General features: G+C 69.7%; 20 protein-coding genes and 1 tRNA gene. 11 read left to right on the forward strand and 10 right to left on the reverse strand.

Annotation, left to right across the window (positions count from 1 at the left end; genetic code table 11):
• From ABZ833_RS26160 to dnaK, 6 genes are all read right to left on the reverse strand, one after another.
• Positions 1-513, reverse strand: coding sequence for a nucleoside deaminase (locus ABZ833_RS26160; protein WP_361050899.1), 513 nt, complete (start codon positions 511-513; stop codon positions 1-3).
• The gene (locus ABZ833_RS26165; protein WP_361050902.1) at positions 513-1,016 is read right to left on the reverse strand and encodes a hypothetical protein; all 504 of its coding nucleotides are present in this window, start codon (positions 1,014-1,016) and stop codon (positions 513-515) included. The genes ABZ833_RS26160 and ABZ833_RS26165 overlap by 1 nt, the downstream gene beginning before the upstream one ends.
• Positions 1,017-1,120: 104 nt before the next feature.
• Complete coding sequence (locus tag ABZ833_RS26170; RefSeq protein WP_361050905.1) at positions 1,121-1,567, reverse strand: helix-turn-helix domain-containing protein; 447 nt, start codon at positions 1,565-1,567, stop codon at positions 1,121-1,123.
• A gap of 1 nt (position 1,568) precedes the next feature.
• Entirely contained in the window at positions 1,569-2,780 is a 1,212-nt protein-coding gene (dnaJ, locus tag ABZ833_RS26175) for a molecular chaperone DnaJ (RefSeq protein WP_361050908.1), read from the reverse strand.
• A 41-nt stretch (positions 2,781-2,821) separates the two neighbouring features.
• Complete coding sequence (gene grpE, locus ABZ833_RS26180; protein ID WP_361050911.1) at positions 2,822-3,526, reverse strand: nucleotide exchange factor GrpE; 705 nt, start codon at positions 3,524-3,526, stop codon at positions 2,822-2,824.
• A complete protein-coding gene (gene dnaK / locus ABZ833_RS26185) occupies positions 3,523-5,391 on the reverse strand; it encodes a molecular chaperone DnaK (protein ID WP_361050914.1) in 1,869 nt (622 codons plus the stop codon). Before dnaK ends, grpE begins: the two co-directional genes overlap by 4 nt.
• Positions 5,392-5,726: 335 nt before the next feature.
• Between dnaK and ABZ833_RS26190 the strand changes: the two genes are divergently transcribed.
• The 8 genes from ABZ833_RS26190 (at position 5,727) to ABZ833_RS26225 (ending at position 18,388) form a co-directional block, all read left to right on the forward strand.
• Positions 5,727-7,994, forward strand: a complete 2,268-nt coding sequence (locus tag ABZ833_RS26190) for a (Fe-S)-binding protein (protein ID WP_361050917.1) — start codon at positions 5,727-5,729, stop codon at positions 7,992-7,994.
• 178 nt (positions 7,995-8,172) lie between these two features.
• On the forward strand, positions 8,173-9,498 hold the full coding sequence (locus ABZ833_RS26195; protein ID WP_361050920.1) for a VCBS repeat-containing protein: 1,326 nt from the start codon (positions 8,173-8,175) through the stop codon (positions 9,496-9,498).
• A complete protein-coding gene (locus tag ABZ833_RS26200) occupies positions 9,495-10,865 on the forward strand; it encodes a VCBS repeat-containing protein (RefSeq protein ID WP_361050923.1) in 1,371 nt (456 codons plus the stop codon). Before ABZ833_RS26195 ends, ABZ833_RS26200 begins: the two co-directional genes overlap by 4 nt.
• Before the next feature lie 144 nt (positions 10,866-11,009).
• On the forward strand, positions 11,010-12,392 hold the full coding sequence (locus ABZ833_RS26205; protein ID WP_361050926.1) for an FG-GAP repeat protein: 1,383 nt from the start codon (positions 11,010-11,012) through the stop codon (positions 12,390-12,392).
• Positions 12,393-12,592: 200 nt separating this feature from the next.
• A complete protein-coding gene (locus tag ABZ833_RS26210) occupies positions 12,593-14,065 on the forward strand; it encodes an FG-GAP repeat protein (RefSeq protein ID WP_361050929.1) in 1,473 nt (490 codons plus the stop codon).
• A gap of 86 nt (positions 14,066-14,151) precedes the next feature.
• Positions 14,152-15,603 carry an FG-GAP and VCBS repeat-containing protein gene (locus ABZ833_RS26215; RefSeq protein WP_361050932.1) on the forward strand — a complete coding sequence of 484 codons (1,452 nt, stop codon included), beginning with the start codon at positions 14,152-14,154 and terminating at the stop codon, positions 15,601-15,603.
• 145 nt (positions 15,604-15,748) lie between these two features.
• Entirely contained in the window at positions 15,749-17,245 is a 1,497-nt protein-coding gene (locus tag ABZ833_RS26220) for an FG-GAP and VCBS repeat-containing protein (RefSeq protein WP_361050935.1), read from the forward strand.
• Between the two features lie 159 nt (positions 17,246-17,404).
• On the forward strand, positions 17,405-18,388 hold the full coding sequence (locus tag ABZ833_RS26225) for a Yip1 family protein (protein ID WP_361050938.1): 984 nt from the start codon (positions 17,405-17,407) through the stop codon (positions 18,386-18,388).
• Positions 18,389-18,479: 91 nt separating this feature from the next.
• Here the strand turns inward: ABZ833_RS26225 and ABZ833_RS26230 are convergent, their stop codons facing one another.
• Together ABZ833_RS26230 and dcd are read right to left on the reverse strand one after the other, a co-directional pair.
• Positions 18,480-18,977, reverse strand: coding sequence for a phosphoribosyltransferase (locus tag ABZ833_RS26230; protein WP_249588778.1), 498 nt, complete (start codon positions 18,975-18,977; stop codon positions 18,480-18,482).
• Between the two features lie 8 nt (positions 18,978-18,985).
• Positions 18,986-19,561: a dCTP deaminase gene (gene dcd, locus ABZ833_RS26235; RefSeq protein ID WP_249588779.1), complete on the reverse strand. Its 576-nt coding sequence runs from the start codon at positions 19,559-19,561 to the stop codon at positions 18,986-18,988.
• 527 nt (positions 19,562-20,088) lie between these two features.
• On the opposite strand from dcd, the gene ABZ833_RS26240 reads away from it, so the two are divergent.
• The 3 genes from ABZ833_RS26240 (at position 20,089) to ABZ833_RS26250 (ending at position 21,407) form a co-directional block, all read left to right on the forward strand.
• A tRNA-Gly gene (locus tag ABZ833_RS26240) sits at positions 20,089-20,162 on the forward strand.
• A gap of 229 nt (positions 20,163-20,391) precedes the next feature.
• Entirely contained in the window at positions 20,392-20,739 is a 348-nt protein-coding gene (locus ABZ833_RS26245; protein WP_361050943.1) for a transcriptional regulator, read from the forward strand.
• Entirely contained in the window at positions 20,736-21,407 is a 672-nt protein-coding gene (locus ABZ833_RS26250) for a nucleotidyl transferase AbiEii/AbiGii toxin family protein (protein WP_361050946.1), read from the forward strand. Before ABZ833_RS26245 ends, ABZ833_RS26250 begins: the two co-directional genes overlap by 4 nt.
• 21 nt (positions 21,408-21,428) lie before the next feature.
• On the opposite strand, the gene ABZ833_RS26255 is transcribed toward ABZ833_RS26250, so the two are convergent.
• Both ABZ833_RS26255 and ABZ833_RS26260 read right to left on the reverse strand, forming a co-directional pair.
• Positions 21,429-21,752: a hypothetical protein gene (locus ABZ833_RS26255; protein ID WP_361050949.1), complete on the reverse strand. Its 324-nt coding sequence runs from the start codon at positions 21,750-21,752 to the stop codon at positions 21,429-21,431.
• Positions 21,749-22,924: a Shedu anti-phage system protein SduA domain-containing protein gene (locus ABZ833_RS26260; RefSeq protein ID WP_361050951.1), complete on the reverse strand. Its 1,176-nt coding sequence runs from the start codon at positions 22,922-22,924 to the stop codon at positions 21,749-21,751. The genes ABZ833_RS26255 and ABZ833_RS26260 overlap by 4 nt, the downstream gene beginning before the upstream one ends.
• Positions 22,925-23,376: the final 452 nt, after the last annotated feature.

Below are 23,376 nucleotides of genomic sequence, written 5' to 3' on the forward strand. Positions count from 1 at the left end.
TCAGGACGACGTGCGTCGACTCCGTGCGAACCGGGTGTGCAACTCCCTTACTTCCTCCGCCAGTTCAGGAGCAGGCCCCGTCACCGCCACGCCCGGTGCGATCTCCCCGATCGGGAGAGAGATGACCGGTGACGGTGGGGCGTTCAGCTCCTTCAGCCATGACGCCAGTTGCGCCGACGACGCCGCGTACGCGATGCGGCCCAGGCCCACCCAGGCGTGCGCCGCCGAGCACATGGGGCAGTGTTCGCCCGAGGTGTAGACCGTGGCGCCCGCCCGTTCCCCGGGCGGCAGGTGCTCCGCCGACCAGCGGGCCAGTTCGAACTCGGGGTGGCGGGTCTGGTCTCCGCCCGCCACCCGGTTGCGGTCCTCCTGGAGGACCTTGCCGTCCGCCGACACCAGGAGCGAGCCGAAGGGTTCGTCGCCCGCGTCCAGGGCTTCCCTCGCCAGCTCCACGCAGCGGCGCAAGTGCGTCAGGTCCGTCTGGGTCGGTGCGCTCACGGGAGAGCTGGGCATCAGGACTCCGTCCACGTTCGTAGTAGTTCCTCGCGCTCCGCCGCCCTCGGCGTCCCGCCTTCATGGCTCCTGCCCCACTCCGCCATCGCCGCCAGGGTGGTCAGCAGCGTGCCCGCGCCCTGGGTCAGGCGGGACAAGAGCTCGCGGGAGAGGTCGTACTCCCTCTGTGAGTACCCTGTCGCCGCCGCCGTGTACACCATCAGGTCCGTGTCGCCGTCGGCGTCCGAGACCCGCAGCGTCATCGTCGGCGCCTCGTCGCCCCCTCCGAGGCCCACCGTCAGGGCCATGTCCACCAGCACGCCCACGTTCCGCTTGAGGGACTTCACGGGCACGTCCTGCGCCGCCAGCGCGTGGACGTCCTCCCAGGGCCACATGCCCGGCTGCTTGTCGCCCAGGGCCACCACGCCCTCCGGCGTCAGCCGCACCCCCGCCGCGAGGCCCGACGGCTTCGCGCCCACGTACACGTCGCCCTCGGCGATCCAGAACAGTCCCACCATGGCCATGGAATTCCACTTCCCCCGCGACAATCACTTCTGGTCGACCACCGCAACGCGCGAAGGGGCCGGGAGGTTCCCACCTCCCGGCCCCGGCACACGCTGCGTACGAACTACTCCGTCGCCCTCTTGGGGCGCCACACCACCAGCGCGCTCGCCTGCTGCACGTCCTGGTAAGGCACCAGGTCGCGGCGGTACGACGCGTGCACCGCCGCCTCGCGCTGCTGCATCGCCGCGGCCGCGCCCTCCACCGCCGACGACAGCTCCGCCACCCTCGACTGGAGCGCCGCCACTTGGTTCTCGAGCTTGATGATGCGCTTGATGCCCGCGAGGTTGATGCCCTCTTCCTGCGACAGCTGCTGCACCGTGCGGAGCAGGTCGATGTCGCGGGCCGAATACCGGCGGCCCCGGCCCGGCGTACGGTCCGGGGAGACCAGGCCCAGGCGGTCGTACTGGCGCAGGGTCTGCGGGTGGAGTCCGCTCAGCTGGGCGGCCACCGAGATGACGTAGACCGGCGTCTCGTCGGTCAGTTGGTACGGATTTCGACGACGGCCGTCCATCTCATGCTCCCTTCGCGGCCTGGAACAGTTCTGCCCGCGGATCGTCGTCCGCAGTCGCCTTGCGGTAAGCCTCCAGGGCTTCCTTCGCCGTGTCGGTGAGGTCGGTCGGGACCGCCACCTCCACCGTCACGAGGAGGTCGCCCCGCGAACCGTCCTTGCGCACCGCGCCCTTGCCCCGCGCCCGCATCGTACGGCCGTTGGGCGTGCCCGGCGGCAGCTTCAGGGTGACCGGCGGGCCGCCCAGTGTGGGGACCTTCACCTCGCCGCCCAGTGCCGCCTCGGTGAACGTCACCGGCACCGTCACCGTCAGGTTGTCGCCCTTGCGGCCGAAGACCGGGTGGGTGTCGACGTGCACGACCACGTACAAGTCGCCCGCGGGGCCGCCCCGTTCACCGGGACCGCCCTTGCCGCGCAGGCGGATGCGCTGGCCGTCCGAGACGCCCGCGGGGATCCGCACCTGCATCGTGCGGGACGACTTCGCCCTGCCCGAGCCCTTGCAGACCTCGCAGGGGTCCTGGGCGATGAGCCCGCGGCCCTTGCAGTCCACGCAGGGGTCCGTGAGGGAGAAACCGCCGCCGCCTCCCCGCGTGACCTGGCCCGTGCCGACGCAGGTCGGGCACACGCGCGGCGTGCCGTTCTTGTCGCCGGTGCCGGAACAGGCCTTGCAGGGAGCCTGGGAGGACATCCGGAGCGGGACCGTGGCCCCGTCCACCGCCTCCGTGAAGCTCAGCGTGACCTCGGACTCGATGTCCTGGCCGCGCCGGGGCTGCGTACGCGTGCCCGCGCCGCCCGCTCCCGTGCCGCCTCGGTTGAACAGGCCCCCGAAGACGTCACCCAGACCGCCGCCGAAGCCGCCGGCACCGCCGGCGCCGCCCGCTCCACCGCCCTGGGCGCCGCCTCCGAAGAGGTCCCCCAGGTCGAAGTTGAAGGAGCCTGGGGCACCGCCGCCTCCGGGACCTGCCCGGAAGCCGCCGTTGCCGAAGAGAGCACGCGCTTCGTCGTACTCCTTGCGCTTCTTGGGGTCCCCGAGGACGTCGTTCGCCTCGGAGATCTCCTTGAAGCGCTCCTCCGCCTTCGCGTTGCCCTTGTTGGCGTCCGGGTGGTTCTCGCGGGCGAGTTTCCGGTACGCCTTCTTGATCTCGGCCTCGGTGGCGTCCTTGGGGACGCCGAGGACCTTGTAGTAGTCCTTCTCGATGAAGTCCTTGGTGCTCATCCCCGACGTCCCTCCTCTCGCTTCACAACAGCTCCGTTACGTCAGCCCTCGTCCGGGCCACCGGTCTCCTTGTCCTGAGCCCCGTCCGCGGGGGCCTCGGCGGATTCCTCGCCCTTGACCGTCTGCGCACCGGGCTGCGGCTCGGCCACGGCCACCCGCGCGGGGCGGATGGTGCGCTCGCCGATGCGGTACCCCGGCTGCAGGATCGCGACGCAGGTCGTCTCCGTGACGTCCGGCGCGTACGAGTGCATCAGGGCCTCGTGGATCGTCGGGTCGAAGGGCTCGCCCTCCTTGCCGAACTGCTGGAGGCCCATCTTGGCGACGACCGTCTCAAGGGCCTCCGCGACCGACTTGAACCCGCCCACCAGCTCGCCGTGCTCACGCGCGCGGCCGATGTCGTCGAGGCTCGGGAGGAGTTCGCCCAGGAGGTTCGCCGCGGCGATCTCCTTGACGGTGACCTTGTCCCGCTCCACACGGCGGCGGTAGTTCTGATACTCCGCCTGGAGCCGCTGGAGGTCCGCCGTGCGCTCGCCGAGCGCCGTACGCACCTGGTCCAGCTGCGCGATCAGGCCCACGTCCTGGGCCGACTGCGCCGATGCATTGCTTGCTGCGTCCCCGGCCGGGGCCGCCGGGCCCTCCTCAGTGGAGGGCTCGGCGGCCTGCGGCGCCGCGTCATCAGGGGTGGCGCCGGAGGGGACGTCGGACTTCTCGGTGTCGTCACCGAAGCCCGGAGTCTCCTCGGTCATGCGGCGCCGCCCTTCGAGTCACCGGGCTTCTCGTCGTCGACGATCTCGGCGTCGACGACGTCGTCTTCCTTGGACATGTTCGGGGCCTCGGCGCCCTCGGCACCGGGGGCCGCGCCCTCGCCGCCGGCCGCCTGCGCGTCCGCGTACATGGCCTGGCCCAGCTTCTGGGAGACGGCCGCGACCTTCTCGGTGGCCGTGCGGATCTCCGCCGTGTCCTCGCCCTTGAGCTTTTCCTTCAGCTCTTCGACGGCGGACTCGACCTCGGTCTTCACGTCACCGGGGACCTTGTCCGCGTTGTCCGCGAGGAACTTCTCCGTCTGGTAGACGAGCTGCTCGCCCTGGTTGCGGGACTCGGCGGCCTCGCGGCGCTTGTGGTCCTCGTCCGCGTACTGCTCGGCCTCCTGGCGCATGCGGTCGACCTCGTCCTTCGGCAGCGAGGAGCCGCCGGTGACGGTCATCTTCTGCTCCTTGCCGGTGCCGAGGTCCTTGGCCGTCACGTGCATGATGCCGTTGGCGTCGATGTCGAAGGCGACCTCGATCTGCGGGACACCGCGCGGGGCCGGCGGCAGGCCCGTGAGCTCGAACATTCCGAGCTTCTTGTTGTACGCCGCGATCTCGCGCTCGCCCTGGTAGACCTGGATCTGGACGGACGGCTGGTTGTCCTCGGCCGTCGTGAAGATCTCGGAGCGCTTGGTCGGGATCGTGGTGTTGCGCTCGATGAGCTTGGTCATGATCCCTCCCTTGGTCTCGATGCCGAGGGACAGCGGGGTGACGTCGAGGAGCAGGACGTCCTTGACCTCGCCCTTGAGGACACCGGCCTGGAGGGCGGCGCCGATGGCGACGACCTCGTCCGGGTTCACGCCCTTGTTGGCGTCCTGGCCACCGGTCAGCTCCTTGACGAGCTCCGCGACGGCGGGCATACGGGTCGAGCCACCGACGAGAACGACGTGGTCGATCTCGCTGAGCTGGATGCCCGCGTCCTTGATGACGTTGTTGAACGGGTTCTTGCACCGCTCAAGAAGGTCGGACGTGAGCTGCTGGAACTGGGCGCGCGTGAGCTTCTCGTCCAGGTGCAGCGGGCCCTCGGCGGACGCCGTGATGTACGGAAGGTTGATCGAGGTCTCCGTGGAGGAGGACAGCTCGATCTTGGCCTTCTCGGCCGCCTCGCGCAGGCGCTGGAGCGCCATCTTGTCCTTGGAGAGGTCCACGCCGTGGCCGTTGTTGAACTGCTTGACCAGGTAGTCGACGACGCGCTGGTCCCAGTCGTCACCACCGAGGTGGTTGTCGCCGTTCGTGGCCTTCACCTCGACGACGCCGTCGCCGATCTCCAGGAGGGACACGTCGAAGGTGCCGCCACCGAGGTCGAAGACGAGGATCGTCTGGTCGTCCTTGTCGAGGCCGTACGCGAGCGCGGCGGCCGTCGGCTCGTTCACGATGCGCAGGACGTTCAGGCCCGCGATCTCGCCGGCCTCCTTCGTCGCCTGGCGCTCCGAGTCGTTGAAGTACGCCGGGACGGTGATGACCGCGTCGGCCACCTTCTCGCCGAGGTACGACTCCGCGTCGCGCTTCAGCTTCTGCAGGATGAACGCCGAGATCTGCTGGGGGTTGAACCCCTTGTCGTCGATGTCCACCTTCCAGTCAGTGCCCATGTGGCGCTTGACCGAACGGATGGTCCTGTCGACGTTGGTGACCGCCTGGCGCTTGGCCACCTCGCCGACCAGCACCTCGCCGTTCTTCGCGAAGGCGACGACGGACGGCGTGGTCCTGGCGCCCTCGGCGTTGGTGATGACGGTGGGCTCGCCGCCTTCAAGAACGCTGACGACAGAGTTAGTCGTGCCCAGGTCGATGCCGACCGCACGTGCCATTTCGATTCCTCCAGATGTACTTCTTGAGTGGATCTGGCTCAACCATGCATGAACGCCTCGCTGGAGTCAACAGACCTGAGTGCGAGGGACTCAACTCTTATCCCAGCCTTACGCGCAACCGGGGGCCCCGTAAGGGGCGCGGGGAACTGCGCGACCAGCCACAACCGGCCCGCAGACAGTGGCGGCCCCAGCGAAGCCGCAACGCAGGGTTGCCTGAGCGACGCAGATCACCGCCACGCTGGCTACAGTGCGGCTGAGTAAGTGGGTAGTCTCAGACGGACTGCATAAGTTACCGCTTAGTAATAGTTCGCCTCGCAGGCCCGAGGAGCCCCCAAATGCAACTCGCCGCGATCATCGTGTCGCTGGTCCTAATCGCGGTCGGCGTCGCGCTGTTCGGCCGTGCCATCGTGCAGATCTACCAGTTCATGCGGCTCGGCCAGTCCGTCCCGGCAGGCACCCGCACCGATCAGCCCGTACAGCGCACCGTCACCGTGGCCAAGGAGTTCCTCGGCCACACCCGCATGAACCGCTGGGGCGTCGTCGGCGTCGCGCACTGGTTCGTGGCGGTGGGCTTCTTCTCGCTGCTCCTGACCATCGTCAACGCCATCGGCCAGCTCTTCGAGGCCGACTGGATGCTGCCGATCATCGGCGAGTGGGCGCCGTACAACATGTTCGTCGAGTTCATCGGCACCATGACGGTGGTCGGCATCCTGACGCTGATCGTCATCCGGCAGCTGAGCAACCCGGACAAGCCCGGCCGCAAGTCCCGCTTCGCGGGCTCCAAGAAGGGCCAGGCGTACTTCGTCGAGGCCGTCATCCTCATCGTCGGCGTCTGCATCTTCACGCTGCACGCCCTTGAGGGTGCCCAGCACCACGTGGACAGCTACGAGGCGTCGTTCTTCATCTCGTACCCGTTCGTCTCGTGGTTCGGCGGCATGGACCTCTCGACGCTGCAGAACCTCACGTACTTCTTCGCCATGGTCAAGATCGCGACGTCCTTCATCTGGATGATCACCGTCGCGCTCAACACGAACATGGGCGTCGCCTGGCACCGCTTCCTCGCGTTCCCGAACATCTGGTTCAAGCGCGACGCGGACGGCTCCACGACGCTCGGCGAGCTCCAGCCCATGACGTCCGGCGGCAAGCCGATCGACTGGGAGGACCCGGCGGAGGACGCCGTCTTCGGCGTCAGCCAGGTCGAGCAGTTCTCCTGGAAGGGGCTCCTCGACTTCAGTACGTGCACCGAGTGCGGCCGCTGCCAGTCGCAGTGCCCCGCCTGGAACACCGGCAAGCCGCTCTCGCCGAAGCTCCTGATCATGTCGCTGCGCGACCACGCGCACGCCAAGGCCCCGTACCTGCTCGCCGGTGGCGGCAAGGACATGGAGGGCAACGAGAAGGCGACCGAGGAGCAGCTCAAGGACGTTCCGGCCGCCGCTCTCGCCGAGGCCGAGCGCCCCCTCATCGGCACCGCCGAGGAGAACGGCGTCATCGACCCCGACGTCCTGTGGTCCTGCACCAGCTGCGGCGCCTGCGTCGAGCAGTGCCCGGTGGACATCGAGCACATCGACCACATCGTCGACATGCGCCGCTACCAGGTGATGATCGAGAGCGCGTTCCCGTCCGAGGCCGGGACGATGCTCAAGAACCTGGAGAAGAAGGGCAACCCCTGGGGCCTGGCGAAGAAGCAGCGCCTGGAGTGGCTCAAGGAGCTCGACTTCGAGGTGCCGGTCGTCGGCAAGGACATCGAGGACCTCACCGAGGTCGAGTACCTCTACTGGGTCGGCTGCGCGGGCTCCCTCGAAGACCGGGCGAAGAAGACCACCAAGGCCTTCGCTGAACTGCTCAACATGGCGGGCGTCAAGTTCGCGATCATGGGCGGCGACGAGAAGTGCACCGGTGACTCCGCGCGCCGCCTGGGCAACGAGCCGCTGTTCCAGCAGCTCGGCCAGGAGAACGTCGCGATGCTGAACATGGCGTTCGGCGAGGACGACGAGGACGAGTCGACCAAGAAGCCGAAGACCGCGAAGAAGATCGTCGCGACCTGCCCGCACTGCCTCAACACGCTCGGCAACGAGTACCCGCAGCTCGGCGGCGACTACGAGGTCATCCACCACACGCAGCTGCTCCAGCACCTCATCGACGAGGGCAAGCTGATCCCGGTGACGCCCGTCGAGGGCCTCATCACCTACCACGACCCGTGCTACCTGGGCCGGCACAACAAGATCTACACGCCGCCGCGCGAGATCATGTCCGCCGTCCCCGGCCTGCGCCAGCAGGAGATGCACCGCCACAAGGAGCGCGGCTTCTGCTGCGGCGCCGGTGGTGCGCGGATGTGGATGGAGGAGCGGATCGGCAAGCGCATCAACACGGAGCGGGTCGACGAGGCGCTCAGCCTCAACCCCGACATCGTGTCGACCGCCTGCCCGTTCTGCCTGGTGATGCTCACCGACTCCGTCAACGGCAAGAAGAACGACGGAGCGGCGAAGGAAGCCCTCCAGGTCGTGGACGTCGCGCAGTTGCTGCTCGACTCCGTGAAGACCCCGGTGGACCCCGCCGGTGAGTCCGAGACCGCGGACGAGCCGGAGCCCGAGCCGGTCAAGTAGCCGCGCTCCCGCACCGCCTTCAGGCCGGTTCCGCCCTCCGGGGCGGGACCGGCCTTTCGTGTGGAGCGGGAGGGGGGCATCATGTGCTGGTTGTTGTCAGCTGGGGCGGTCGGGGTGGGTGATGGGCATGCGCAGTGCCGGGATACGTGGCATACCTGGCGTCAGACGCGGGGGTGTCGTGGGTACGGCAGCCGTCGTCAGCTGCGCGCTGCTGCTCGCGGGCTGCGGCGGCACCGACGACGCGGGCAAGCCTGAGACACGGCACCGGCCCGTCAGCATGGCGGGCAAGGGCGCGGCGCAGCTGCCCGTACCGCAGGGCAAGGGCAGCAAGGTCGACGACGACTTCAACGGTGACGGCGCCCCCGATCTCGTACTCGACGACCTGGTGCACAGCGGCCACGGCGACGACGCGGGCATCGGTGTCGTCTACGGCTCCAGGACCGGACTGCGGCCCGGGGCACGGCAGTTGCTGAGCGCGCGGACCAACGGGGCCCGCACCAAGGGCGAGTTGCCCGCGTCCTTCGAGTCGGAGGCGTCCTGCGACCTCGACAAGGACGGGTTCACCGATCTGCTGGTCTCCACCGACCCGCCGTACGACGGCATCGGCCAGCCGCCCGTGCCGCTGCAGATCCTCTTCGGCTCGCCCAAGGGCCTGACCGGCAAGGCCGTGAAGGTGAAGGTGCCCGCGCAGGCACGTTTCGGCAACGACTGGTCCGACCAGCCGGTGTGCGGCGACTTCGACGGGGACGGCGCCGCCGACCTCGTCCTGCACGCGAGCGGCGCCCGGCTCACCTACCTGCGCGGCCCGTTCAAGCGGACCGGGGCCCCGCGCGCCGCGGGCAAGCCCCTGGCCGCGCCCGGCAACGACCTCGTCACCGGCAGGGCCACGGACGTCGACCGCGACGGCTACGACGACGTCCTGGTCCGCAAGGCCGCGAACGCGTCCGGCGCCGCGGCCGGCGCCCTCGTCCTGGGCGGCCCCAAGGGCCCCGCCGAGACCGGCGTGCTCTTCCCCGCGGGCACCGACGTCGCGTTCGGCCGCTTCGGCAAGGCCAAGGCGACGGACGCGGCGATCGCGGGCCCGGCGGGCGTCGCCCTGCGCTACGACGTGCCCGGCACCCTGCGCGGCACGCTGGAGGCGAAGAACGTGGCCGTGGACGCGGGCGACCTCGACGGGGACGGCCTGAGCGAACTCGTCCTGAGCGGGGGCGGCAGCGGAAGCGGCGGCGGCGCCGGTGAGGTGCGGGTCTTCCGGGGACGTACGGCGGGGATCGACAAGAACGCCACCGCGACGGTGATCCCCTCGGCCAAGGGCACCACGCAGGTCCTGGCCGTCGCGGACTTCGACGGGGACGAGCGGGCCGATCTGATCCTGCGTACCTACCGGGGAGACGGCGAGGACACGGTGGGTGTGTATCCGGGGGTGAAGGGCGACCTGGTCGCGCGTAAGCCCCGGCTCACCTTCTCCACGCAGGAGTTCCTGGCGCTCGGGGACGGTGCGTGAGAGCGGCGCGGCGGGCGGGTCTTGTGGCCCTCTGCTGTACGGCGGCTCTGCTGGCCGGATGCGGTGCGTCGGATGACGGGAACGGAACGAAGCGGTCCGGGCGGCCGGCCGCCGGCAAGGCGTCCAAGGAGCCTTCGCCCAAGGACTTCAACGGCGACGGGTACGACGACTACGCGACCGTCCTTCAGTCCGGCCGCCTGACGGACCGGAACCGCGAGCGGACCACCTCCACTCTGACCGTGGTGTTCGGCTCCCCGGACGGCCTGCGGCCGGAGTGGTCCGTGAACCTCCCGGCGGGCCCCGAGCAGGCGGTGTTCGGCCGCCTGCTGCGGACCGACCTCGACGACGACGGCTTCACGGACCTCGTCTCGTCGCGGCGCGAGTCCGGCTCCAGCGACACCGAGGCCTTCGCGATGTTCGGTGGCGCGCGAGGGCTCTCCGGTGCCACGCGCCTCGACGTGGACGGCTTCACGCCGGAGGCCGCCGGTGACTTCGACGGCGACGGCGCCACGGACCTCTTCGACGGCAGCCGGACCCTGTTCGGCCCCTTCGACCGGAAGAAGAAGGCACCGGCCCGCTCCGAGCCCGTGGACACACCCAACGCCTTCCCCCTGGACGTCGTCACCGGTGACTTCGACGGGGACTCCCGCACCGACGTGGTGATGACGAACGAGTACCACGGGGACGACTACGAGCAGAACGACGACCCGCCCCCGGCCCCCGCGCAGGCCGTCTACTTCCGGGGCGGGGCCAAGGGCCTCGCCCGTGACAGCGGTCCGCAGGGCGAGCTCGAAGGGGAGATGGGGACCTACGACGGGCCGCGCGGCGGCGGCGCGGGCGACGTGGACGGCGACGGCATCGACGACTTCGTCGCCACCGGCGAGGCCGCCCACGGCATCAGCAAGCTCACCGTCATCCACGGTTCGAAGGCCGGGCTCGGCAGCGGCCGCGCCTCCCGGGTCATGGAGGGGCGCGGCTCCACCTGGGGCAGCGGCCCGATGGCCGGTGACGTCGACGGGGACCGCCGCGCGGACCTGGTGGCGGGGCGGCCCGGCTTCCACATCATCGACCCCGACAGGATCCTCCTGCTGCGCGGCGGCCCCCACGGGCCGACCACGGAGCGGACCCAGACCGTGACCGGCGGGGACGAGGGCCTGCCCGAGGGCATCGCGCCGAACCAGCTGGAACATCTCGACCTGCTTGACGTCGACGGCGACCGCCGCCAGGACGTGGTCGTCTTCTCCCAGAAATGGAAGAAGGCCCCCGGCCACTTCCTGGTCATCGGGGGCACCGGGAAGGGCCTGGAGACCGAGGGCGTCCAGCACTTCACGGCCGACGACGTCGGTGTCCAACTCTGGCGCGAATAGCACCCTTTGGGGTCACTTAGGGGTGCCTGGGAGGTGGCGCGGCCCGTTCACTTTTCGGCCACCTCTCCGCCCTCGTCGCACAACCATTCGTACGCCTCGCCAGTCACACCCCCGGAACCATTTCCCCACTCCCGGGAGCTCCACGTGCGCGTACGTAATCTGGCCATCGCCGCGAGTGTCGCGGCCCTCGCCGCCGCGGGCCTGACGCTGCCCCTCGCGGGCACGGCGAGCGCCGCGTCGACGCTCAAGGACGACTACAACGGCGACGGCTACCGCGACCTCGCGATCGGCACGCCCGGCGCCAACTCCGTGACCGTGACGTTCGGCTCGGCATCGGGTGTGTCCGAGGGCCGCTCGGTCACCGTCACCCAGGACACGGCCGGGGTTCCCGGAGTCACCGAGAATGAGGACGAGTTCGGCGAGAACGTCACCAGCGGTGACACGAACGGTGACGGCTACGCGGACCTGATCATCGGCGCCCCCGGCGAGCAGGTGACGGGCAAGCCCTCCGGCTCCGTCACCGTCATCAAGGGCGGCAAGAACGCCTTCACCTCCGCCGGACACGTCGTGAACGCCCCCGAGGACACCGCGGGCCGCTTCGGCGAGGCCACCACCTGGAACGACCTGGACACCGACGGCTCGCCCCAGCTGGCCGTGATCAGCGGCGACAACTGGTGGTACTACAGCGGCAGCGGCGAGAACGACACCCACCCGGTCGGCCTCGAGGTCGACTTCCTGCCCGAGGGCGTCCGCCTGGACGGCATGGTCACCGGCAACTTCAAGTACAAGGACGGCTTCGGCTACGTCCTGTACGGCGAGCGCGCGGACGGCGGCGCCTACACCGCCCACATGAGCGGCGGCGTCGGCGACTACGGCTACCAGGCGGAGGTCCTCGGCGAGGGCGCCGACCCGACGGCCACGCGTGACGCGGCCGCCGCCGGTGACGTCAACGGCGACGGCTACGCCGACCTGGTCACCGGCAACTCCCGGGACGGCCAGGGTGGTTCGGTCACCGTGCGCTTCGGCGGCGACGACAAGTTCGGCGCCCCGGTGACGTACGACCAGAGCAGCACGGGTGTTCCGGGCGCCGACGAGGCGGACGACGGCTTCGGCACGTCCGTGGCCGTGGGCGACGTCACCGGCGACGGCCTCGCCGACCTCGCGGTGGGCGCGCCCGGCGAGGAGGTCGGCACCGTGGACGGCTCCGGCAGCGTGACGCTCCTCAAGTCCGCCGCGGGCCAGTTCACCTCCGGCAAGGCCTGGCACCAGGAGACCGCGGGCGTGCCCGGTGTCTCCGAGGCGGGCGACAGCTTCGGTACGTCCGTCCGCCTCAAGGACATCAACAAGAACGGCAAGGCGGACCTGGCCACGAGCGCGGTCGGCGAGGACATCGGCACGACGGTGGACGCCGGCGCCGTGTGGTCCCTGCGCGGCACGTCGACGGGTCTGACGTCGTCGTACGCCGCCTCCTTCAACGGGACGGACTTCGGATTCGGCGGCGCGGGCTTCGGCACGACGCTGCGCTGATCCTCTCGTTCCCCGCACACCCCTTGTTCCTGTCAGGGCGGTGCGGAATCGCTGCACCGCTGAACCGCTGCACCGCTGCACCGGTAGCGAGCCCAAGTTTTCCCGGACGGGCGGAGGTTCTCCGCCCGTCCGGGGTTCGACCACCCCCCTGAACCACCTCCTGAACCACCCCCTGAGCAGACGACACCCCAGGAGCTCCCATGCCCAAGCACAAGCGCACCACCTCGCACAGACCCGGCCGCCTGGCCGTGGCAACCGCCGCCGCTGCGGCCCTCACAGGCGGACTCCTCACCCTCTCGGCGACCTCCGCGGTCGCGGCCCCCGCGGCCGCGCAGCCGGACGACGCCGACTTCAACGGCGACGGCGCGGCCGACCTCGCCACCTCCGCCGCCGGAGCCACCGTGGGCGGCAAGGACAGCGCGGGCCAGGTCGTCGTGACGTACGGCGGCGCCGAGCAGCGGCACGTCACGTACAGCCAGAACAGCGCGGGCGTGCCCGGTACCGCCGAGAAGGGCGACGTCTTCGGCGCCGACACCGCGTACGGCGACTTCGACGGGGACGGCTACGACGACCTCGCCGTCGGAGCCATCGGCGAGGACGTCGACTCGGACGTCGACGGCGGCACGGTCCAGGTCCTGTGGGGCTCCCCGAGCGGCCTGTCCGGCGGCTCCACGATCAAGGACCCGCGCCCCACCAAGCACGACCTGTTCGGCGGGCCGATGGAGGCGGGTGACTTCGACGGCGACGGCAAGGACGACCTCGCCGTCGGCGCCTCGTCGGGCGCGGCCACCATCGACGTCTTCGACGGCGGCATCAAGCGCACCGGCGCCACCGGCGGCCACTACACCGTGCTCCCGCCCATCCACAGCGGCGAAGGCGCGGGCCCCTTCACCCTGCACTCCGGGGACGTCAACGGCGACGGCAAGGACGACCTGCTCGTCAACGGCTTCTCCACCGCCGACGACTACAACGCCAACCTCTGGCTGCCGGGCAGCGCGAACGGCGTCACCACCAGCGGCGTGCAGCGGCTGCCCGCGGGCTACATCACCGACGTGGGCGACACGGACGGCGACGGCTACGGCGACGTCATCATCGGCCTCACCTGGGACGAGGGCATCGACGGCGCCAACAAGGGCGGCACGGTGTACGTCGTGAAGGGCAACGCCAACGGCCCGTACGGCGGCAGCGAGGCCATCACCCAGGAGTCGCCGGGCGTCCCGGGCGGCAGCGAGACGGGCGACTCGTTCGGCGCGGAGCTCGACCTCGGCGACATCAACGGCGACGGCCACCTCGACCTGGTCGCGAGCTCCCCCGGCGAGGACCTGGAGGGTGTCTCCGACGCGGGCGCGGTCACCGTCATCTACGGCGCGGCGGACGGCTCGGGCCTCTCCACGCAGGGTTCCACGCTCTACAGCCAGGACACCCCGGGCGTCCCCAACTCCAACGAGAAGAACGACTTCTTCGGCTCGGACGTCCACATCGACGACCTGAACGCCGACGGCCGGGGCGATGTCTCCGTCGGCGCGTACGGCGAGAACGGCTCCAACGGCGCGCTCTACATCCTGGACGCCCTCCCCGACGGCACCCTCGCGGGCACCTCCGGCGTCTACACGTCCACGGTCGGCATCTCGGCCACGGGCACGCCGCGCTTCGGCGCCAACTTCGCGGACTGACCGTCCGCTTTCGCTCTCCCCCGCCCCTCCCGAACACCGGGCCCGCACCCCTCCGTGCGGGCCCGGCCCATGCCTCCGGAGCCTTGATGCGCAACCCCACCCGTGTCCTCCTGCCCGCCGCCACGCTCGCGGCGGGCCTGCTCACCGCCCTGCCCGGCACCGCAACGGCCGCTCCGTCCGGCCTCGCGGGCGACTTCAACGGCGACGGGCGCCGTGACGTGGCGATCGCCGCCCCGGCCGCCACGGTCGGCGGCAAGTCCTGGGCGGGCCATGTCGCCGTCGCGTACGGATCGGCGTCCGGCAGCCCGGACCCGGCCCGCCGCACGGTCGTCAGCCAGAACTCGCCCGGGGTACCGGGCGAGGCCGAGAAGGACGACGAGTTCGGCCACCAGATCGCGGCGGCGGACCTGAACCGCGACGGGTACAGCGATCTCGTCGTCACCTCGTCGCGCGAGAAGGTGGGCAGCCACCCCGACTCGGGCACGGTGGTGATCGTCTGGGGCTCGTCGTCCGGCCTGTCCGGCGGCACGACGGTGGACAACCCCCAGCCGCTGCACGGAAGTTACTTCGGGCTCGGCCTGGCAGCGGGTGACTTCACGGGGGACGGGAAGCCCGACCTCGCGGTGTCCGCGCAGGGCGACACCGGCTCCAACCCCTTCAAGATCCGCCTGATCCGGGGCCCGTTCACCAAGTCCGGCTCGACCGGTTCGGTCACGTCGTACGCCGCCCCGCTCGAAAGCCCGACCCTGACCGCGGGCCGGGTGAACGGCGACGCCAAGGCCGACCTGGTGGTCACCGGCAGGAAGACCAACAGCGACCACCTCGGGGCGGCCGTCCACTACAAGGGCACGGCATCCGGCCTGAGCAAGGGCGCGACCCTGCGCGCGGGCACGACCGCCGCCATCGGCGACCTGGACGGCGACGGATACGGCGACATCGCCATCGGCAACCCCGACGAGCCCGGCGACGAGCCGTCCGGCTCCAAGGGCGGAGAGGTCAGCGTCGTCTACGGCACCTCGTCAGGACCGAGCGCCACCCGCCGTACGACCCTGACGCAGAGCAGCTCGGGCGTGCCGGGCACCTCCGAGTACGGGGACAACTTCGGCGCTTCGGTGGCCGTGGGCGACCTCGACGGCGACGGCCACGCTGAGCTTGCGACCGGCGCCCCCGGCGAGAGCCTCGGCTCCGAGCCCGACGTCATCATGGGCGCGGGCTCGGTCACCGTGCTGCGCGGCTCCGCCTCGGGCCTGCGGACGACCGGCGCGATCACGCTCACCCAGGACAGCCCCGGTGTCCCCGGCGCCTCGGAGTCCATCGACGGCTTCGGCGCGACCCTGCTCGCCTCGGACATCGGCGCCGACGGCCGCCTGGACCTCACGGCGACGGCCTCCCAGGAGAACGACGACGCGGGCGCCCTCTGGCACCTCCCCGGAGCCGCGGACTCGCTCTACTCCACGACGTCGTCCACCAGCTTCGGCCCGAGCAAGCTGGGCCTGTCCACGAAGTACTCGGCCTTCGGCTGGGACCTCGCGGGCTGACCGGGGCGCGAAGCCCGCAGGGCAACCCTTGCCCTGCTCCGGGTGTCACACAGGTGAACCTGTGAAGCAGAGCGACCCCAGCCACCCGGCCGCCCAACCGCCCGCCCGACAACTCCCTTTGCCTACTCCTGAGTTGGAGCCCCACGTGCCCCTGCGCGCACGCACACTCGCCCTGGCAGCGACCACGGCCCTGGCAGCCACCGGCCTCACCCTCCCCTTCGCGGCGGGGGCGAGCGCCGCGCCCGCGCCCGCCGCCGCTCCCCTCACCAGCGACTTCAACGGCGACGGATACGACGACCTCTTCGTCGGCGTGCCCAGCGGCACCGTCGGCGGCAAGGCCAAGGCCGGTTACGTGAGCGTCGTGTTCGGCGGGAAGTACGGGCCGGGTCCGCACGGCGTGCGGCGCATCACTCAGGCCACCGTCGAGGTGCCCGGCACCCCGGAGGCCGGTGACCGGTTCGGCGGGTCCGTCGTCGCCGCGCATGTGGACGACGACAAGTACGCGGACCTCGTCATCGGCGCTCCCGGCGAGGATTTGTCCGATAGCGGCTCCGCCGCGGGCGACGCCAAGACCGACGCCGGTTCCGTCACCGTTCTGTACGGCACCGGCGACGGCTTCGCCCAGGCCAACACCGCAGCCCGCGGCGCGAAGACCGGCGACGTGTTCGGAAACGCCCTGGTCGCCGCCGACTTCACCGGTGACACGGACGTCGACCTCGCCATCGGCGGCAAGGACCAGGTCGTCGGCAACTTCAACCCGCTCACGGCCGACACCCAGCCCCTCATGGCCGACCGCATGGGCGGCCGCGCCCCGGTCCTGACGACCGGCGACTTCAACAACGACAAGCTCCCCGACCTCGCCCTCGGCTACTACACGCAGAACCAGCCCTACACCCAGTCCCACCTCCGCCTCTACGGCTGGAACAAGGACGAGGGCTCCATGGGCAACTTCTGGAACAACTCCAACGGCGCCGCGAACGCCCTCGCCTCCGGCGACTTCAACGGCGACGGCTTCGACGACCTCGCCGTCGGCAACTGCCGCGAGATCGCCGACGAGAACATCGACGACCCGTGCGGTCCTGAGCAGCTCACCAAGGGCGGCGGCATCCACATCCGCTTCGGCGACGCCAACGGCAGCTTCGGCTGGGAGCAGCAGACCTTCAACCAGGACACCGCGGGCATGCCCGGGGTCGCCGAGACCGGTGACGGCTTCGGCGACGCGCTCGCCGTGGCGGACGTCGACGCCGACGGCCACGACGACCTGATCGCGGGCGCCCCCGGCGAGGCCATCGGCAGCGCGGCGAAGGCGGGCAGCGTCACCGTCCTGAAGGGCGGCGAGATGGGCCTGCTCGACCCGGCGGGCGCGGCGAACCCGGGCACGGTCGCGTACCAGCAGAACTCCCCCGACATCCTGGGCGTCGCCCAGGCGGGCGACCGCTTCGGCGGGGCCCTCGCCTTCGGCGACCACAACGGAGACGGCGTACCGGACCTGTCCGTCGCCGCCCCCGGCGAGAACTCCTCCGCGGGCGGCGTCTGGGACCTGCCCGGCGCCAGGGCCGGCGGCTCGGTCGTCACGCCGAACTCCCTTGGCCTTCCCGCCTCTTCCGACCCGCTGGCGTACGGAGCGGTGCTGGGGAAGTAGGCGGTCACCCGCGGCACGCCGCAGGCCTGGAGCAGGTCACCCTGGACCCTGGGGAAAACCCCTCAGGGTCCCCCTAAGGGTTGTCACAGGTCAGCGGCAAAGCCGCTCTCCTCCCGGGGAGGGACGACCCGGGCCCTCCAGACCAGGTACGTTCGATTCGTGGCTGGATTCAGGATCGGACGCGGCCGGGACAACCGCACCCCGCAAGCGCGACCCCAACAACGACCGCGGCAGGAGCCGTACGGGCAGCAGGCCCCCCAGGGCCAGCAGCCTCCGTACGGCTACCCTCAGCCGCCCCCTCGGCAGCACGGCGGGCAGCAGCCTCCGTACGGCCAAGGCGCGGGCGGCCAGGGCCAAGGCCAGGGCGGTTACGGCGGGCAACAGTGGCCGCAGGCGGGCGGCCATCACGGCAACCACGGCGAGCCGGAGTACTTCGGCGGGCCGGGCGGAGACCCGGGGCACGGAGGCGGCCAGGGGGGCCAGGGCGGCTTCGATCCGTACGCCGCCAACAACCCCGGTCACACCCAGGCCTTCTCCGTGGGTGAGGACCCGTACAACCAGGGCGACACCTACCGCGCCGGCCAGGCACCCGCGCCGGTGGGACCCCGCCTGCACTGGAAGGACCTGCTGCGCGGCATCGTGCTGCGCCCGGGGCCGACCTTCCTCCAGATGCGGGACTACGCGATGTGGGCCCCGGCCGTCATCGTGACGTTCCTCTACGGCCTGCTCGCGATCTTCGGCTTCGACGGCGCCCGCGAGGACGCCATCAGCGCCACGCTCTCCACGGCCGTGCCGTACGTCCTGACGACCGCCGTCGCGATCACGATCAGTGCCTTCATCCTGGGCGTGGTCACGCACACCCTCGCCCGCCAGCTCGGCGGCGACGGCGCCTGGCAGCCGACGGTCGGCCTCTCCATGCTGATCATGTCGATCACGGACGCGCCCCGCGTGATCGTGGCGATGTTCCTCGGCGGCGGCCAGCCCTTCGTCCAGCTGCTCGGCTGGGTGACCTGGGTCGCGGCGGGCGCGCTGCTCACCGCGATGGTGAGCAAGTCGCACGACCTGCCGTGGCCGAAGGCGCTGGGCGCGGCGTCGATCCAGCTGCTCGCGCTGCTCGCGATCATCAAGCTGGGTACGTTCTAGTACGTGGGTGGGTTCTAGTACTTGAGACGGAGGAAGGGCCCCGGCGGATCACTCCGCCGGGGCCCTTCTTCTTCTGGTTCTGGTTCGCGCCTCAGGCGTCGAGAACCTGCCCGGCGCGCCGCACGACGGGTGCTTCGACGCTCCACGGGAAGTTGATCCAGTCGTCGGTGCGCTTCCAGACGTACTCGCACTTCACGAGCGACTGCGACTTCTCGTAGATCACGGCGGACCGCACCTCGGCGACATGATCGAGGCAGAAGTCGTGCACGAGCTTCAGCGTCTTGCCGGTGTCGGCGACGTCATCGGCGATGAGCACCTTCTTGTCGGTGAAGTCGATGACATTGGGCACGGGCGCCAGCATGACCGGCATCTCCAGGGTCGTGCCGACCCCCGTGTAGAACTCCACGTTCACCAGGTGGATGTTCTTGCAGTCGAGCGCGTACGCGAGCCCGCCCGCGACGAAGACGCCACCGCGGGCGATGGAGATGATGACGTCGGGCTGGTACCCGTCGTCGGCGATCGTCTGCGCGAGCTCGCGTACAGCGCCGCCGAACTTCTCGTACGTAAGGTTCTCGCGCACGTCACTCATGCTGGATGTCACACCTGGGTCCGATGGAAATTGAGGAAGGAACGGGAGGCGGTCGGCCCGCGCTGCCCTTGATAACGCGACCCGTACCGCTCCGACCCGTAGGGCGACTCGGCGGGCGAGGTCAGCCGGAACATGCAGAGCTGCCCGATCTTCATCCCCGGCCAGAGCTTGATCGGCAGGGTCGCGAGGTTCGACAGCTCCAGGGTCACGTGCCCGCTGAAGCCCGGGTCGATGAACCCGGCGGTGGAGTGCGTCACGAGCCCGAGCCGCCCGAGGCTCGACTTGCCTTCGAGCCGGCTCGCGAGGTCGTCGGGCAGGCTGATGACCTCGTAGGTCGAGGCGAGCACGAACTCGCCCGGGTGCAGGATGAACGGCTCGTCGCCCTCGGGCTCCACGAGCCGCGTCAGGTCGGCCTGCTCCACGGAGGGGTCGATGTGCGGATAGCGGTGATTCTCGAACACCCGGAAGAGGCGATCGAGCCGCACATCGATGCTGGAGGGCTGCACCATGGATTCGTCGTACGGATCGATCCGTACTCGTCCGGCGTCGATCTCGGCCCGGATGTCCTTGTCTGAGAGAAGCACGCACCGAGGATACGCAGAGCGCGCGGGCCCGCCCCAATCGGACGGCCCCACGCGCTGAGCTTCTTACTTCCTGCTTCCTGCTTCCTGCTCCTCCGCTACCGCTTCTGCGACACGACCGGCACGGCATGCCGCAATCGGGCGCACCGCGGACAGCGGATGAGACGGCCGGGTCCGAGCCGGTCGGCCTTCTGCATCGGGAACGAAGCAGTGCTGAACACGTGCCCTTCGGCACATCGGACGACGGTGCGCTCCATCAAGTCCTCGAGTCCCTTCCCCAAAGCCGTAGTTGAGCCCTTGGCGCCCCCTGCTCACCTCATACGCGAGCGGGCGCCGAACGGCCACATTACGGGACGAATGGGGCGCCCCTCCAGGCGGCACTCCGGTCTCTCACCGTACGCCCCAACTCCCGCGTCCCGCAGACGCATCCATGCCCCGGACAGCACACAGACCCCGGGGGCAAAAGCGCCCGGGGCCTGGGATGAGGTAGAGTGTGCGACGTTACGACACCGCCACAGACGGTGTTTTTCGCGGGTGTAGTTTAGTGGTAGAACATCAGCTTCCCAAGCTGAGAGTGCGAGTTCGATTCTCGTCACCCGCTCCACACTTGAGGCCCAGGTCAGCGACCTGGGCCTTTTTGCTGTGCGGTTTCCCTCCGGGACCAGGACGCCGGTCAGCAGACGCGCGGCGCTGATTCGCCGCTGGTGGGCAAGGGGCGGCAGCGGTACGGGCAGAAGTGCCAGTGTGGCGGCGCTGAGGGAAGGGACGGCGGCACCGCGGGCGCATCGGCGAATCACGGAGCCCACCTCAGGCTCTTCCTGGATAATCGACGTATGGCAACACAGCCCGGTCTCTCTGATCTTCGCCGTGCCAAGTTCGCTCGGCGTGCGCCTGCCGCACTCTCCGAACTCGTCGGCCCTCAACACGGCACAGTGACCCTGCCGCTGCATCTGGCTTGGTCGGGGCTGACCACGTTCGATCTCGACCAGCCGCGGCTGCGGATGAGCTACTACAGGATCGTCCTGGCCGAGGGTCTGCGCGACGATCTGGTCCACTTTCTCCATCGCGACCTGCTGGTCAGCCTGTGGCCCACACTGCGCACACTGGTCAGTCGTGATGTCCGGGAGGTGTGGGAGAGCTCCTTCGACGAGCTGGCTCACGAAGCCCAGGCCGCTGCGTGAACCTCACGGATCTGCACCGTCGCTTGCTTGCTGATGTCCTCGACGTGGGCGGTGTCTACCCTCTGGCGCTTACCGGTGGCTATGCGGTCCAAGCGCATGGACTGGTCAACCGGCTCAGCCAGGATCTCGATGTCGCAACCGAGAACCCGGAACGCATGGAGGATATTGCCGCTGCCGTACGCACCGGCCTGGAGAAGCGTGGGTGGCACGTACGAGCTCTGGAGACCGATCCGCTGTCGGCGCGGCTCATCGTCACCGATCCTGCCAGCCGTGAGGAGTGCGAGGTCGACGTCCTCAAGGAGACACTTTGGCGGCCCCCTGTGCACACCGAGCACGGGTTGGTGCTGTCTCTCGAAGATGTCGTCGGCACGAAGGTTCGCGCGCTGGCCGACCGGGGACTCGCCAGGGATCTGGTCGATGTACAAGCCGCGGCGGACCGCTGGAGCCGCCTTGAGCTGGAAGAGCTCGGACGTCGCCACGCCCGTGACTCCTTCGACCTGTGCGAGCTTCAAGCCCGATTGAGCGGGGCCGACTGGATCGACGACACGGAGTTCGGCGCCTACGGGCTCGACGAGCCAGCGATCACTGAGCTGCGTCGGTGGGCGCAATCGTGGGCCGACGACATCGGTGAACGAATCCAGGAGCTGGAGACTCCGCACGAAGACTGAAGGCCTCACGGCGCACCGCCGTCAGGCTCGTCCCTGGCGCATGTGACGGGAGGCAGCCAGACAGGAGGACAGCCAGGTCGCCTCCGCGCGGTGGATGATCAGGCCCTCGACGCTGATCATCCCGTCTATCGGGCCGTCGAGCCGAATCGAGTGATCGCCCACACGGAACATCTCCCAGTCCGCATCGCTGTGCCAGAGCCGGGCTGTCTTCTCGCCCCTGCATTGAGCGAAGACGAGTTCCTCTCCGAACTCGTTCATGAAATAGCCCACGTAGTCCTTGTCCGTGATCTCGCCGCCGCACAGGCGGGCAAGGAGCGGTTCGATCGCGGGTGAGGCGTCATTCATACGGCGGGCTCCTCGTCCGAGTCGGAGTCCTGCCTTGCCGACGACAGAGCCAACATCCGGGAAGCCGACTCGAGCAGGGTTTCGTATGTGATCACTTCTATGCGTGCCGCGTGCGTGTTGTAGGTCCTCAGCGTCTCCGCGATCTCCTGGGGGGTGACATTGCCGGTCACGTAACGCGGGTGCCCCATCACGACTGTCGCCGAGGCCCGGCGGGTGTCGACGCCGTGCTCGGCCAGGATGTTCGGACGATTCTCGTCCATGGTCCGGAGGTAGTTCTGCGCTTGGGAGACTGCGTGATGAGCCTGGGCGCCCAGCATGAGGTGGCCGCTCTGTCGGATGACCAGGCTCTTGATGTTGGCGCGTTTGAGTTCCACCACATGCAGAGAGCCGTCGCCACGCAGCAGAGGGATGTCGAGGATGGTGTCCGGGGTGTATTGCCTGCGGGCCAACTCGGCCACGTACGCCCCGCCAAATATCCACTCCTGGCTCTTCAGGCAGGCATGCAGGGCGCTTTCGGAGCTGTTCGGGTCGTCCACAGCGGCACGTAGAGCAGCCAGCCCTGCTCGTCTGGCACGTAGTTCGAGCAGCTGTGCCAGCAGCCCCGCGTCGATGCTGGAGAGGACATCGCTCATCATCCCCGCGGCCTCGGCGGAGGCAGGACGGGGCAAGTTTCGGAGGGCCAGCTCCATGTGTCCGTACTGTTGGAGTCGCCTCGCCTCCCGGACCGAGAGTTGAATCCCGCCCTCACCAGTCCCGAGACTCAGATAGTCGGCGGACTGGGCAATGCCGCGAAAGAGGTCACGGGCGTCGGTGGCGGTCGCATCGGGCTTGTCACGGCACAAGACATCCAGGGCGGCGACTGCTCGGTCGGCACCCATGGCGATCATCCTCCGCATGCCTTCCTCGCTGCGCTGCCGGGCGCGCTCGTCGTAGTAGTTCTCGACGATCTCCAGGAACAGGTCGCCTCTGGCGTACGCGGCGAAGCGCTGGAAGCGCTGAGCGAGTTCGAAGTCCCCATAAAGGATGGCGTCTTGGGCGACATCCTCCAAGGCGTCTACCAAGCGTTTACCCTTACCGTAGGTCCCGCCAGGGCCGCCCATGATGCGCAGCACCGCGTCGATACGCCCTCGAACGCTTGCGTGCTCGGTGAGTTCCTGTGCCGACTTGACCATGTGTTGGAGCGTGCCGCCAGACCGAAACGTTGCCATACCCGCCACTCTAAAATCTGGCACTGACAACCAACCTGGCGCGGACGGGGGGCCAAGGGGCCGCTGGAGGGGCATCGCGATGGTGCCCGGCGGGACAGTGGCGATCGCCGACGCTCCCGAACCAGCTCAGCGAACTGGGCCTTTCCACTGTGTGCCCGCCGAGCGCGCGCCGCAGGCCAGGTCCATGCCGGATGGCTGACTTCAAGGGCCGCCCGGTTACGGAACTGTCCCAGCGGTCGGCTGTCGGGAAGGGCGCGGCGAGAGCTGCGGAGACCGGTGATCGAGCGCGTCCCGCTGGGCTCCAGCGGTGCCCGCCCGGCGATAGCACCCCCCCTCTCCCCCACTTCCATGTAACAGGCATGCATTAGGCAGCGGTCGGGCGGAACGGCTCACGGGGCGGGTGTGTCCTGATGATC

Origin of the sequence: Streptomyces sp. NPDC047525 (assembly GCF_040643025.1) — a bacterium.
GTDB classification, from domain to species: domain Bacteria; phylum Actinomycetota; class Actinomycetes; order Streptomycetales; family Streptomycetaceae; genus Streptomyces; species Streptomyces durmitorensis.

Coding starts and splice junctions, on each gene's coding strand:
- ABZ833_RS26160 (WP_361050899.1), bottom strand. CDS start 513: ATGCCCAGCTCTCCCGTGAGCGCACCGACCCAGACGGACCTGACGCAC.
- ABZ833_RS26165 (WP_361050902.1), bottom strand. CDS start 1,016: ATGGCCATGGTGGGACTGTTCTGGATCGCCGAGGGCGACGTGTACGTG.
- ABZ833_RS26170 (WP_361050905.1), bottom strand. CDS start 1,567: ATGGACGGCCGTCGTCGAAATCCGTACCAACTGACCGACGAGACGCCG.
- ABZ833_RS26245 (WP_361050943.1), top strand. CDS start 20,392: ATGGCAACACAGCCCGGTCTCTCTGATCTTCGCCGTGCCAAGTTCGCT.
- ABZ833_RS26215 (WP_361050932.1), top strand. CDS start 14,152: ATGCGCAACCCCACCCGTGTCCTCCTGCCCGCCGCCACGCTCGCGGCG.
- grpE (WP_361050911.1), bottom strand. CDS start 3,526: ATGACCGAGGAGACTCCGGGCTTCGGTGACGACACCGAGAAGTCCGAC.
- dnaJ (WP_361050908.1), bottom strand. CDS start 2,780: ATGAGCACCAAGGACTTCATCGAGAAGGACTACTACAAGGTCCTCGGC.
- ABZ833_RS26190 (WP_361050917.1), top strand. CDS start 5,727: ATGCAACTCGCCGCGATCATCGTGTCGCTGGTCCTAATCGCGGTCGGC.
- ABZ833_RS26255 (WP_361050949.1), bottom strand. CDS start 21,752: ATGAATGACGCCTCACCCGCGATCGAACCGCTCCTTGCCCGCCTGTGC.
- ABZ833_RS26210 (WP_361050929.1), top strand. CDS start 12,593: ATGCCCAAGCACAAGCGCACCACCTCGCACAGACCCGGCCGCCTGGCC.
- dnaK (WP_361050914.1), bottom strand. CDS start 5,391: ATGGCACGTGCGGTCGGCATCGACCTGGGCACGACTAACTCTGTCGTC.
- ABZ833_RS26260 (WP_361050951.1), bottom strand. CDS start 22,924: ATGGTCAAGTCGGCACAGGAACTCACCGAGCACGCAAGCGTTCGAGGG.
- ABZ833_RS26230 (WP_249588778.1), bottom strand. CDS start 18,977: ATGAGTGACGTGCGCGAGAACCTTACGTACGAGAAGTTCGGCGGCGCT.